Origin of the sequence: Kitasatospora sp. NPDC050463 (genome assembly GCF_040655255.1) — a bacterium.
In the GTDB taxonomy this organism is placed as follows: Bacteria; Actinomycetota; Actinomycetes; order Streptomycetales; family Streptomycetaceae; genus Kitasatospora.
Window position 1 is genome coordinate 37,781 of the sequence record NZ_JBFAJO010000038.1, and the last position, 12,471, is coordinate 50,251.

A 12,471-nucleotide genomic window follows, 5' to 3' on the forward strand; every position below is an offset into this window, starting at 1 on the left:
CGAGGGTGGACGCCCACGCCCCCGGCGGGGCGCCCACCGGGGGCTCAGTAGCTACAGAGGCGCGCGCAGCTGGAGTACGAGTCGCAGGTGCTGTTCTGCACCGCGGCGGTCACGTACACCTCGCCCGCCGGGTCCCCGGCCGGGTGGAGCTGGTGACCCTGGCCGAGGGTCAGCCGGTAGTCCTCGTCCTTGAGTGCGCGGACCTGCTCTGCCGTGGGCAGCATGGTGCCTCCTGAAGGGAGTGGAATCCGGTACGGACGTGCCGAACTCCGGATCCTCCCAGCGCACCACCGGCCACACCAGGGTCGTGCATCCACCCGACCCGGTTTCCGGCCAGGATCGCCCGGCCCACGACTCCGCTGGCCGGAGCCCCTCACCCGGGCCGGGCGGCTCCTGGACCGGCCGCGTTCCCGGCCTCCGGCGGCCCGCAGCCGACCGGAATCCGGACGGCGGCGACCGGGCGGGACGGTCGGGACGTTTGAAACCGCGGGTCCCGGACAGGCGCCCGCTCCTGTGGCACGCCCGTCCGGCCGCGGTCAGGATGGGAGGCCAGGGAACAGCCCAGGGAACAGCCCCGCCCCGATCGGAGTGCGATGACCGACCAGCACAACGTCGTTCTGCTCACCTTCCCGGACCCCTCCGCGTGCCGTCCGGCGTTCGAGGAGGCGGAGCACCTGACCGGCGTTCGTCAGGCCGCCGTCCTGGAGCGCTCGGCCGACGGCCTGCTGGAGACCAAGGACGGCTATGTCCGCGGGGCCGGTGTGGCGACCGTGGGCTCCGGCGTGGTCGGCGGCCTGATCGGGCTGCTCGGCGGACCGATCGGCTCCCTGCTGGGATTCGCCGCCGGTGCGGCGCTCGGCAACGCCGCCGAGGAGGGCCGCAACGCCACGGGCGGAGCCGGCCTGATCGTGCTCTCCCCACGGGTGCCGGACGGCGCGGCCCTGCTGGTGCTGGACATCCGGGAGGCTTCCCCCGCCGCCGCCGACGAGTTCGCCGCCCGGCACGGGGCGACGGTCGAGCGGATCGGCGCCGAGGAGTTCGCCGAGCAGGTCCGCGCGGCCGAGCAGCGCGCCGAGGAGTCCGCGGACGACGGGCCGGACGGGCCGGACCGGCCGGGCGGCACCGCGGTGGCCTGACGGCGCCCCGCGCCGGGCGGAGCCGGACGGCGGGGGCCGAGCCCCGCCGTCGACTCCGTCACGGCGTCGACTCCCTCACCCTGCGGGGCGGATGATCCGCCGGACCAGCTCCGGGGTCCACTCCACGTACTCGACCTCGGCGCCGTCGGCGTGCCGGGCGTACAGGAAGCGACCGGTCGGCGAGGTGGTCTCGGGCGTGGTGATCACGGCGCCGGCGGCCAGCAGGGTCGCCCGCAGCTCGGCCAGGTCGGTGACGACCACGGTCGCGGAGGCGTGCGCGTACCGGGCCCGCTCCCCGGCCGGGCCGGCGATCACCAGGAAGTCCCCGACGGCCGCCAGCTCGATACTCTCGAAGCCCAGTCGCAGATCGGGCTCGGCGCCGGTGAGCGTCCGCAGCAGCGGAAGGGCGTCGTCGAGGCTGTCCACCCAGAGGCGGGCATAGGTCTTCAGAACGGCCATGCGCACTCCGATTCGTCCGGACCGCGGCGACACCCGGCGCCGCGGTCTCCACCGGCCACCCGCTCACCCTAGGCGCGCGCGGGGTTCGGGTGCGGAAGAACGGGTGCAGAAGAACGGGTGCGGAGGAACCGGTGCGGAAGAACCCGCCTCCCGGTGACCGCGCGGGTCGGGGCAGCCGGCTCACCGGCGCGTGCGCAGCGTCATCCGCAGGCGCCGGTGCCGGGAACGGCTCGCGGCGGCTACTTCGGGGGGACCGGGCGGTCGTAGACGTTGTCCGGGGTCGCGATCTCGGTGATCGCCCGGGCGAGCAGGGTGGACGGCTCCTGGCCCTGGAAGAAGACGTCCGTGTTGATCTCGATCACCAGGGTGGCCCGCTGCGCGGGCAGATGGACGGCGACGGTCTCGTAACCGGGGATGGAGCCGTTGTGGCCGATCCAGCCGCCGGTCTCGAAGATTCCGAGGCCGTAGCTCGTTCCGGGGAAGCCGGTCGGCAGCACCTTGAGCCGCTCCCGCTGGGTCTGCGGGCTGAGCAGCGTCCCGGTGGCGAGGATCCTGGCCCAGCGGCGCAGGTCGTGCAGGTCCGAGATCATCGCCCCGGCCGCCCAGGCCCAGCTCGGGTTCCAGTCCGTGGCGTCCGCGACCTCGCCGTTCAGCGTCTGGTCGGTGTAGCCGCGCGCGTGCGGCTCGGGGAACTCGGGCCCGGTCGGGAACAGCGTGTGGCGCAGGCGGGCCGGACGGAGCACCCGCTCGTCGATGAAGTCGACGAGGCTGCGGCCGCTGACCTTCTCGACCACCAGGCCGAGCAGGACGAGGTTGGTGTTGGAGTACTCGAACTTCTCGCCCGGGCCGAAGGTGTTCGCGTGCTTGAATCCGTAGGCGAGCACCTCCCGCGGGGTGAACGGGCGGCTCGGGTCGCTCTCCAGCGCCTGGATGAAGTCCGGGTCCGAGGTGTAGGGGAAGAGGCCGCTGCGCATCTCGGCGAGCTGACGCAGCGTGATGTCGGGACCGCAGGGCACGCCCTCGACGTAGTCGGAGATCGGGTCGTCCAGCCCGATCCGGCCGTCGTCGACGAGTTCGAGCAGCGCGGTGACGGTGAAGGTCTTGGTCTCGCTGCCGATCCGCTGGAAGAAGTCCGTGGACATCGGCTTGCCGGTGGTGGTGTCGGCGACCCCGGTCGCGCGGACGTAGCTCCCCTTGCCCGGCATCCACAGTCCGACGGCGACGCCGGGGATCCCGGCCTGCTCGCGGACGTCCTCGATGGCCTTGTCGAGCCGGGCGGTCAGCTCGGGGCCGAGACCGCCGGGCGGGTAGTCGTCCTGGAGGTACCGGTCGGCGCTGACGGCGTGGAGGGCCGTCGCGGGGGTCACCGCCGTCGGGGCCAGCACGGACACCGCAAGGAGCGCGGCGGCGAGCAGACGGCGGGAGGGGGTACGTCGCATGGCCGGCGCCTCTTCCATCTCGGGGGCTCAGATGGCAAACGTCACCATCAGGACCCCGGGTGCCGGTTCTGGTCCGGTGCGCGTTCCGGCAATTCCACTCGTTCGGAGCCACCCGGTTCACGGCCGCCCGGTGGGGGTGGCAAGGCCGCCGCTTCGACCGGCGGCCGGTACGGCCCTCGACCGTACCGGCGGTGCCGTGCCCGCTCCGGCGGTCCTCGCGGACGCCGGGCCGGGCCGCCTCCTGACGGCCCCGGCCGGCGTCCGGCCGTGCGGAAACGCCGAGGCCGGCGGCCGGGACGGCTGTATAGCCCACAAGATTTCGTACTCACTTCTGACGCAGGTCGCCACCGACGGTCGGCGTCCGACCGCCGAGGATGTGGAGCGGGCCCGTCCGACCACGGCTCCGCGCGTCGACCGCCCCGCCCGGACCCGCCCGGTCACCGCCCGGCAGGGCACGCTCTGCATCGCCACCTCCGCACCGAAGGACCCAACGAGTGAGCATCCGCGAGATCAAGCCCGGCAACCGCGGCTACCTGTACGTCAACAGCCACCCGACCGGGTGCGCGGCCGTGGTCGACCACATGTGGCAGCAGGTCCGGGAGGTCGCCACCGACGAGCCCGGCCCGGTCGCCCTCGTCATCGGTTCCAGCGCCGGCTACGGCCTGGCCGCGACCGTGGTCGGCCTGCGCGCCCACGGGATGCGCGGTCTGGGTATCGCCTTCGAGGGCGCCGAGACCGCGCGCCGCACCGCCGGCGCGGGCTGGTACCGCACCGCGCGGACGGCCGAGCTCGCCGCCGAGTCCGGCGCCGACTTCTCGTTCCTCAATGCGGACGCCTTCTCCGACGCCGTCAAGGACGAGGCCACCGACCGGCTGGCCGAGCGCTTCGGCAAGGTCGACCTGCTCGTCTACAGCATCGCCGCCCCGCGCCGCACCGACCCGCTGACCGGCGAGGTCCACCACTCCGTCATCAAGCCGCTCGGCTCCGACTACCGGGCCAGGACCCTCGTGTTCGAGGACGGCGTGCCGCAGCTCGGCGACCTGCACCTGACGGCCGCGGACGATGCCGAGCGCGACGCGACCGTGCAGGTCATGGGCGGCGCCGACTGGCAGCTGTGGGTGGACGCCCTGCAGTCCAAGGGCCTGCTCGCCGACGGCTTCCGGACCGTCGCGCTGTCCTACGTCGGGTCCGACATCACCGCGCCGATCTACCGGGCCGGCACCATCGGCGCGGCCAAGCAGCACCTGGAGGACACCGCCCGTGCCCTCGACACCCGGCTCGAAGGCATCGGTCACGCCTACACCGTGGTCGCCGGCGCGGCCGTCACCCAGGCGTCCACCGCCATCCCGAGCATCGCGCTCTACACCAGCATCCTGCACCGCGTCACCGCCGACCGGTGGCAGAGCACCGTCGACCAGGCCGAAGCGCTGTGGAGCCGGTTGACCGGCCGCGCGGACCTCGGACTGGACGACCGGGGCCGGGTCCGCCTGGACGACTGGGAGATGGACCCCGACGTCCAGGCGGCCGTCCGCGCGGTGTGGGACCGGGTGGGCAGCGAGTCCATCGAGGTCAGCGCGGACACCGGGTGGTTCCACGACCAGGTCGGCCGGCTCTACGGCTGGAACGTCCCCGGGATCGACTACGCCGCCCCGGCCGAGACCACCGTGCCGTGGCCGGCTGACGCGTCCGCCGACGCCTGACCGCACGTCGACCCGTTCACCGCCGGTGGTTGCCCGGGGGCGCCGGGGCGGCGCCCCCGGGCAACCATCGCGGTCCGGCCCCCGGCCGGTCGGGCGCTCACCGCGAGCTGTCCCGGACGACCAGTTCGGCCGGCAGCACCAGCCCCTCCCCCGGCGGCTGCTCGCCCCGCACCTGGGCCAGCAGCAGTCGCACCAGCCCGGCCGCGATGGCCGGCAGGGGCAGCCGGACGGAGGTCAGCGCGGGGTGCAGGTGCCGGCAGAGCGGCGTGTCGTGGAAGCCCACCACCGCCACGTCCCGGCCGACGGTCAGGCCTTCGGCACGGACCGCCTCGTAGACGTCGATGGCCAGCAGATCACTGCCGGTCGCGATGGCCGTCGGCCGGTCGGCCCCGCGCAGCAGCGCCCGCACGGCCGCGACACCGACACCGACGCCGGCGCCCTGGGCCCCGGCGCCCCGCTGCCCCGGTTCCACGACGGTCAGGCCCAGCCGGTCCGCCTCCGCGCGGAAGCCCTCGCGCCGGTCCGCCATCCACGGCAGACCGGCCGCACCCCCGACGAAGCCGACCCGGCGGTGGCCCTGCGCCGCGAGGTGCCCGGCCACCTGCGCCATCGCCGCGGTGTTGTCGATGTCCACCCAGTGCTGCGGACCGGCGGCGCCGGTCCGCCCGAAGGCGGCGAACGGCACGCCGGACCGCACGACGTGGGCGACCCTGAGGTCGTCCCGCAGGACGTCCGCCAGGACGAGGCCGTCCACCTGGCGGGCCGCCAGCAGTTCGTCGATCGCCGGCCGCGGGTCCGCCGTGCCGGGCGCCGGGCGGAAGAGCAGCACCCGCTGCCCCTCGGCGCCCGCCGCGTCGACCAGCGCCTCCAGGAAGCCGGCCATCAGCGGGTTGGGGTCGAACGGGTCGTCCACCGGGGCGAGGTAGCCGAGCGTGCGGCGGGCCCCGGTGCGCAGTGAGCGGGCCGACTGGTCCGGCTGGTAGCCGAGCCGCTCGACGGTCGCGGTGACCCGGGCCAGGGTCTCCGGCCGGACCTTCTGCGGTGCGTTGATGGCGTTGGAGACGGTCTGCCGGGAGACCCCGGCCGCCCGGGCGACCTCCTCGATCGTCGTGGCGCCGCGGCGCGGCCGGGACACTCCCTCGGACATGGGTCCTCCGCTCGGTCGGTCAGGGGTCATGCGGTCACGCGACCAGGCAATCACACGGCCGCCCCGGGCCGGTGGCCGGTACGGGCCCGGTACGGGCGCGACAGCCGTCCGACCGGCCCGGACCGACCGGACTCAGGGTCGGCGCAGCGTCAGCAGCCCGCCGCGCGGTACGGCCACGACGGCCGACCCGGTCAGGTCGAGGACGCCCTGCCGCAGCACCCGCCCCCGGGCGTCCTGGACGGTGGCCTCCGCGTCCCCCGAGCCGCCCAGCAGGTGGACCTCCGGGTCGGCGTCGGCGTTGGCGACCAGCAGCGTGCGCCACGACCCGGCGACCGCCCGGACGGGCAGCGGCGCGTACCGCCCGACCACCACGGTGTCCGGGCCGGCGGCCGTGACCATCGGGTAGCCGAGGTCGGGGCGGTCCGGACGCAGCTCGCCGAGTTGCAGGGTGGCGAGGTGCTCGCGCACGAGGCCGAGCCAGAAGGCGAGGACCTCGCGCTGCTCGGGGGTCTGGGCCGCCAGGTCGACCGAGATCTGCGGCACCGAGAACAGCACGTTGATGAGGTGGCAGGCCACCTGCTCGGGCGGCTCCGCCGGGTGCCACATGAGCATGTCCGCGTGGACCGCCATCGGTCCGGCGACCAGTCGGGTGTCGATGGTGCGCTGGCGGTTCTCGGCCGGGCTGAGCGGGCAGTCGGTGGCCCGGACCATGGTGGTGTAGGGCCAGAGGCCGGGGCTGACGTAGGGCTGCCGGTGCTCGATCATGGCGTGCGGGCGGGCGGCGGCGATCCGGCTCCGGATCCCGCCGAGCAGCCGCTCGACGCCCTCGGCCACGGTGGCGCAGTCCGCCTCCGGCCCGGCCGGGGGCGGGTCCTGGACGTCGAACCAGTCCACGAAGTCGATCTTCAGCCCGTCCATCCCCCACTCCTCGACGGCCCGGGCGAGCCGGTCGGTGAGGTGGTCGCGGACGACGGCGTAGCGCGGGTCGGCCACGATCACGCCCATCCGGTCGTCCTCCTTCAGCGCGTACCGGCCGAGCTTCCGCGCTGCCTCGCTGTCCCGGCCGATGAACGGCAGGGCGTACCAGAGCATGTACTGGACCCCGAGGTCGTGCACGCGCTGCACGTGGGCGGCGGTGTCGGGCAGCGAGATCGGCTCCCAGTCCCCGCAGTGGGCGTAGCCGCGGGTGCGGTCGCCGGTCATCCAGCCGTCGTCGACGATGATCAGGTCCAGCCCCAGCTCCTTGCCGAGGGCGGCCTGGGACTCGACCGCCGCGGGGCTGACGTTCTGGTGCAGCGAGTACCAGGTCGAGTACGCGGGCAGGCGGGCGGCGTCCGGGACGACGGCCTCCCGGTCGGCCCACCACCAGCCGGCGATGCCGGCCAGGCAGCGGGCGAAGTGCCGGCGCGAGGTGTCGATCCGGACGGTCAGCCGCCCGGTGGCCTGCACCCAGAACCGGAACTCGGCGGTCTCCTCGACGACTCCGGCGCCGGCCAGCACGTCCGCCCGGTCGGCGGCGAAGGCGCAGATCGCCACGTCGCCGGTGCCGACGAGGGCGGCGACCGGTGCGCCACGGGTGAGGGACACCCGGCGCGGCGCGCTCCAGCTCGCCGGCAGCCAGCCGGTGAGGCTGCTGTCCGGACTCCAGAAGGCGGTCGCGTCGACGCACGGGACGCGCCACTCGATCCGCACCTCGCCGTCGTCGGCCGCGGTGACCTCGACGACGCCCTCGTCGGTCACCCGTGCCGTGACCTCGCCGGTGACCAGCAGGTCCAGCCCCTCGACGGCCAGCGGGCGGCGTCGGCCGGCGGCGGCCGCGCCGGCGTGCGGCTCCCAGATCTCTTCCATGGTCAGCCCTTCGTAGCGCCGGCCAGCAGGCCGGAGATGAACTGCCGCTGAAGGACCAGGAAGAGGACCATCATCGGCACGGTGGAAACGGCGGTCCCGGCGAGGATCGCGCCGTAGTCGGTGCTGCTCTTCATGCCGTGGAGCGTGGCGAGCGCCACCGGCAGGGTGTGCATCTCGGCGCTGCGCAGGGCGATCAGCGGCCAGACAAACTGGTTCCACGAACCCAGGAAGAGGAAGATCGACAGCGCGGCGAGCACCGGGCGCATCACCGGGACGACCACGCTCCACAGCACCCGGAACTCGCCGGCGCCGTCGACCCGGGCGGCGTCCAGCAGTTCGTCCGGCATCCCGCTCAGGGCCTGACGCATCAGGAAGATCGCGAACGGCACGCAGAGGCCCGGCAGCACGACGGCCTGGTAACTGTCGAGCAGGCCGAAGGACATCATCATCTTGAACAGCGGCACCAGCATCACCTGCTCCGGCACCACCAGGGTGGAGAGCAGCACGGCGAACAGCACGGTGCGGCCCCGGAACCGGAACTTGGCGAAGGCGTAGCCGGCCAGCAGGGCGACGATCAGCGCGCCGACCGTCTGCAGCCCGGCCACCAGCAGCGAGTTGACGAGCACCCGGCCCAGCCCGATCTTGGCCTGGAGGCGGTCGACGTTGTCGCCGAAGCTGTCGCCGGGCAGCAGCGCCGGCGGCCAGGAGAAGATCTCGCTGTCCTTGTGGCTGGCGGCGACCACCAGCCAGTAGAAGGGGCCGACCGAGAGCCCGGCGACTCCGGCCAGCACGAGGGTCAGGGGCAGGCCGCGCAGTCGCGTCTTCCGAGCGCCGCGAACACCGCGCCGACGCCCGCTCTCCGTGGTCACGGTGGTCATGAGCGCTCTCCCATCAGGCGCATCTGGAGGGCGCCGAGCACCGACACGATCAGCGTGAGGGCGTAGGCGATGGCGGAGGCGTAGCCGAAGTCGAAGTACCGGAAGCCGTTCTCGTACAGGTACATCGAGACGGTGAGGGTGGCGTTGTCCGGGCCGCCGCGGGTCAGCACGTAGGGCTCGTCGAAGAGTTGCAGCGTGCCGATGGTGGAGAGCACCACCGTGAAGAGCAGCACGGGCCGCAGGGCCGGCACGGTGATCGACCAGAAGCGGCGCAGCGGTCCGGCGCCGTCCACCATCGCGGCCTCGTACAGCTCCTTGGGGATGCCCTGCAGGCCGGCCAGGTAGATGACGGCGTTGTAGCCGGTGTAGTGCCAGGTGAGGACGAGGACGATGGACATCCGGGACCAGAACGGATTGCCGAGCCAGTCCACCGAGGGGAGGCCGACGGCGTCGAGGAGCCAGTTGATGGCGCCCTGGTCGGTGTTCAGCAGGAAGGCGAACATCACGCCGGTGGCCACCAGGCCGGTGACGGAGGGCATGAAGACGCCGAGCCGCCACACGGCGCGCCAGCGCACGACGGCCGAGTTGATGCCGACGGCCAGGAAGAGCGCCAGCCCGAGCATCAGCGGCACCTGGACCACGAGGATCACGCCGGTGTTGCGCAGGGCCGTCCAGAACAGCGGGTCGTCCAGCAGTCGCCGGTAGTTGGCCAGCCCGGCGCTCTTGGTGGCCGAACCGGAACCGGTGGTCAGCGAGAGCAGCAGCGAGGAGATGATCGGGTAGGCCTTGAACACCGCGAAGAGGATCAGCGCGGGGGCGAGCAGCAGATAGGGCAGCGCGCGGCGGCGCAGCACCGCCCGGCGCCGGGCCGGTGTCGCCACCGCCCCGACGGGCTCGACGAGTCGGGCGGTGGCGGTCATGCGACGGTGCGCCCGGTCTGCTGGGCGAGCTGCTTGGCCGCGTCCTGGAGCACGGCCGCCGGGTCGGCGCCCTTGACGAGGACCTTGACCTGGGCGTCGCTGGCGAGCTTCAGCGCGCGGGCGTAGTCGGCGGAGTAGTTGGTCGCGTCCGCGCCCTCGCCGAGCAGGTCGGCGAAGGTCTTCAGGACGGGCTGGCCGCCGTAGAAGCGGTTCGGCGCCGCGTACATCGGATCCGCGTAGGCCGCCGTCAGGGACGGGAAGACGCCGCCGGCGGTGAACATGCCGTTGACCGAGGCCGGCCGGGTGAGCGCGTACTCGACGAACTTCCAGGCGGCGACCCGGCGGGGGCTGGACGCCGCGACGGCGAGGTGGGTGGAGTTGACGATCGCGGCGCGCTTGCCGCCGGCGGTGACCGCCGGGGGCCGGGCCAGCCGCCAGTTCCCGCTCTGGTCGGGGAGCTTGGTCTCCAGGTAGTGCGCGGCCCAGGCGGGCAGCGGGGCGACGGCGACCTTGCCGGCCTTCACCAGGTTGAGCCAGCCCTGGTCACCGGCCGCGTCGCCGACCAGGCCGGCGTCCTCCAGGCGCTTGAGGACGGTGAGCGCGCGCACCGCCTCCGGGGAGCCCAGGGTGATGGCGCCCTTGAGGTCGAAGTAGAACGCGCCCTGGAGCTGCATCAGCGACTGCAGGAAGTCGAGGTCGGCCTCGGGGGTGGCGGGCTTGTTGATGCCGATCAGGGATATCCCCGGGTTGGCCGCCTTGAACGCGTCGGCGGCGGCGAGCACGTCGTCCCACGTCTCGAAGGTGGCCGGGTCCAGGCCCGCCCTGTCGAAGTAGTCCTTGCGGTAGTAGAAGCCGAGCGGGTTGACCTCCCAGGGCAGCGCGTAGGCGTGGCCGTCCTTGCCGCTGACCACCGGCCAGAGCCCCTGGGCGAACTTGTCCTTGTGGGCGTCGGCGCCGAGCGCCGAGAGGTCGGCCAGGCCACCGGGGAACTTCTCCAGGTAGCCGGGGAGGTAGTCGCAGCCGATGTGCAGCACATCGGCGAGACCCTGCCCGCCGGCTGCCAGACCGACGGTGATCTTGTCCCAGATCGCCGGGTTGCCGACGTCCTGGACATCGACCTTGATCCCCGGGTTGTCCTTCTCGAAGGCCGGGACGACGCCGCGCAGCGCCTGGGCCGCGGTGGTCCAGGACCAGACGGTGACGGTACCGGTGGCGGCGTCACCGCCGGTGCCGGTGAGGGAGTCGGACCCGCCGCAGGCGGCGAGCGCGCCGCCCGCGGTGAGGGCGAGCGCGCCGGCGCCGGTGGCGCGCAGCAGGTCCCGACGGGAGACAGATGACATGGCTGACCTCTCTGAGGGGTGGTGGCGGGGTGGGGCACGGCACCCTCGCGGGTGGCGACGGGTTGCGACGGAGAGCTGGAGCGACGGACGGACCGGGCCGGTCAGGCCGGCGGGGCCGGTAGGGCGGACGGGCGGCGTGCGGACGTGCGGCGGACGGCGGACGGCGGACGGCGGACGGACGTGCGGCGGGCGGCCGGGTCCGGTCAGCCCGTGGGCACCGCGCGCAGCGCCTCGGTGAGTCGGGCGACGGCGTCCGGGCGGTCGGTGGAGGCGTGCGGCGAGAGCCGGACCCAGGGCGTGCGCAGGGTGGTGGCGAGGCCGGCCGCCGTCAGGGCGTCGTGGACGGCCTGCGGGTCGGCGCCCGGCAGGTGGAAGCGGGCGATCCCGCTGCCCGTGGCGGATCCGGCCACCCGCCACCCCGGCGGGCCGGCCGGCCCGCCGGCCGCCGACCCACCCCCCGCCGTCCGCGCACCCACCGTGCGGGCGGCGTCGAGCAGGGCGTCGAGCGACTCGCCGATCCGGGCGTTGATCGGCCCGACGCCGACCCCCCGGACGAGTTCCAGGGCCGCGCCCAGGGCCGCGACGGCCGGTCCGTCGGGATTGGTGAGCGTGTGCGCGACGGCGCCCGGACGGGCCGGGCGCGGGTGGTCACCCGCGCCGATCGGGTCGATGACGCCGGACCAGCCGCCGAGCCCGGGTTCGAGCAGCCCGGCGACACGGTCGCGCACCATCAGCAGCGCGGCGCCCCAGCCGGCCCGCAGCCACTTCTGGCCACCGGAGGCGAGCACGTCGGCGGCGTCGGCGTCGAACTCGACCGCACCGAGTGCCTGGATGGCGTCCACCACGAGGACCCGGTCCGGTCCGATCACCTCCTTGATCGCGGCGAGCGGCGCCCGGAAGCCGGTCGCGGAGTCCACCGCGCAGACCGACACCGCCCGCACCCGGTCGTCCAGGTGGGCCCGGACGGCCTCGGCGGTGACCGGGCCGTCGATCAGGCGCACCGTGAGGCGGCCGTTTCCGGCCGCGCGCAGCCAGGGATAGACGGCGCCGGGGAAGTCGTCGCGCCCGACCAGGACCACACCCTCGCCCCGGACGGCGTGGGCGGCCGCGAACATTCCGTGCGAGGTCGACCCGACGAAGGCGATCTCGTGCGGCAGACAGCCGAGCAACTCCGCCGCCGTCCGTGCCGTCCGCGCCACCGAGCGGTCCAACTCGGCCAGGGCCGCGAGACCCTGGCCGTGCATCAACTCGGCGGACCGGGTCAGCACCGTGCGCACGTCGGCCGACACCGGCCCGACCCGAGCGAAGTCCAGATAGCCGGCCGGCTCGTCGAACTGTCGCAGGTACTCGGGGAGGGTCCGCGCCGACATGAGACAACCCTTCGATTTGAACGTTCAAACAGACATAACTCATCAGAACCAAACAGGTTTCAACGAGAGAGCCATAGTGAAGCTCGCACCCCGAGCAACGTCAAGACCTTCGCGCAAAGAACACGAATGGATAACAGGCACGCAATCTCTTGCAAGTGCAATTTCACATTACTATGTTACGACCTGTCACCCTCCGCCTGCCGTCGCTCGGCAGGCCATCCGCCGCCCTTCCTC

At 73.7% G+C, this 12,471-nt stretch carries 11 protein-coding genes; 2 read left to right on the plus strand and 9 right to left on the minus strand.

All coding sequences use genetic code 11. The features are described 5' to 3' along the window. Positions 1 to 44: 44 nt before the first annotated feature. A complete protein-coding gene (locus tag AB0J08_RS23735) occupies positions 45 to 224 on the minus strand; it encodes a hypothetical protein (protein WP_360637660.1) in 180 nt (59 codons plus the stop codon). Between the two features lie 369 nt (positions 225 to 593). On the opposite strand from AB0J08_RS23735, the gene AB0J08_RS23740 reads away from it, so the two are divergent. After that, positions 594 to 1,136 carry a histidine kinase gene (locus tag AB0J08_RS23740; protein ID WP_360637663.1) on the plus strand — a complete coding sequence of 181 codons (543 nt, stop codon included), beginning with the start codon at positions 594 to 596 and terminating at the stop codon, positions 1,134 to 1,136. A 75-nt stretch (positions 1,137 to 1,211) separates the two neighbouring features. Here the strand turns inward: AB0J08_RS23740 and AB0J08_RS23745 are convergent, their stop codons facing one another. After that, complete coding sequence (locus tag AB0J08_RS23745) at positions 1,212 to 1,595, minus strand: VOC family protein (RefSeq protein ID WP_360637666.1); 384 nt, start codon at positions 1,593 to 1,595, stop codon at positions 1,212 to 1,214. Between the two features lie 239 nt (positions 1,596 to 1,834). Next, positions 1,835 to 3,034, minus strand: coding sequence for a serine hydrolase domain-containing protein (locus tag AB0J08_RS23750; protein WP_360637669.1), 1,200 nt, complete (start codon positions 3,032 to 3,034; stop codon positions 1,835 to 1,837). Positions 3,035 to 3,528: 494 nt separating this feature from the next. On the opposite strand from AB0J08_RS23750, the gene fabV reads away from it, so the two are divergent. After that, positions 3,529 to 4,734, plus strand: a complete 1,206-nt coding sequence (gene fabV / locus AB0J08_RS23755) for an enoyl-[acyl-carrier-protein] reductase FabV (RefSeq protein WP_360637672.1) — start codon at positions 3,529 to 3,531, stop codon at positions 4,732 to 4,734. Between the two features lie 97 nt (positions 4,735 to 4,831). Here the strand turns inward: fabV and AB0J08_RS23760 are convergent, their stop codons facing one another. The 6 genes from AB0J08_RS23760 to AB0J08_RS23785 form a co-directional block, all read right to left on the minus strand. Further along, a complete protein-coding gene (locus tag AB0J08_RS23760) occupies positions 4,832 to 5,881 on the minus strand; it encodes a LacI family DNA-binding transcriptional regulator (protein WP_360637675.1) in 1,050 nt (349 codons plus the stop codon). 132 nt (positions 5,882 to 6,013) lie between these two features. Continuing rightward, positions 6,014 to 7,729 carry a glycoside hydrolase family 36 protein gene (locus AB0J08_RS23765; RefSeq protein WP_360637678.1) on the minus strand — a complete coding sequence of 572 codons (1,716 nt, stop codon included), beginning with the start codon at positions 7,727 to 7,729 and terminating at the stop codon, positions 6,014 to 6,016. A gap of 2 nt (positions 7,730 to 7,731) precedes the next feature. Beyond that, positions 7,732 to 8,607: a carbohydrate ABC transporter permease gene (locus tag AB0J08_RS23770; protein WP_360637681.1), complete on the minus strand. Its 876-nt coding sequence runs from the start codon at positions 8,605 to 8,607 to the stop codon at positions 7,732 to 7,734. Continuing rightward, positions 8,604 to 9,527, minus strand: coding sequence for a sugar ABC transporter permease (locus AB0J08_RS23775; RefSeq protein ID WP_360637684.1), 924 nt, complete (start codon positions 9,525 to 9,527; stop codon positions 8,604 to 8,606). Before AB0J08_RS23775 ends, AB0J08_RS23770 begins: the two co-directional genes overlap by 4 nt. Continuing rightward, complete coding sequence (locus tag AB0J08_RS23780; RefSeq protein WP_360637687.1) at positions 9,524 to 10,867, minus strand: extracellular solute-binding protein; 1,344 nt, start codon at positions 10,865 to 10,867, stop codon at positions 9,524 to 9,526. The genes AB0J08_RS23775 and AB0J08_RS23780 overlap by 4 nt, the downstream gene beginning before the upstream one ends. Before the next feature lie 203 nt (positions 10,868 to 11,070). Then, complete coding sequence (locus AB0J08_RS23785; RefSeq protein ID WP_360637690.1) at positions 11,071 to 12,237, minus strand: aminotransferase class V-fold PLP-dependent enzyme; 1,167 nt, start codon at positions 12,235 to 12,237, stop codon at positions 11,071 to 11,073. Positions 12,238 to 12,471: the final 234 nt, after the last annotated feature.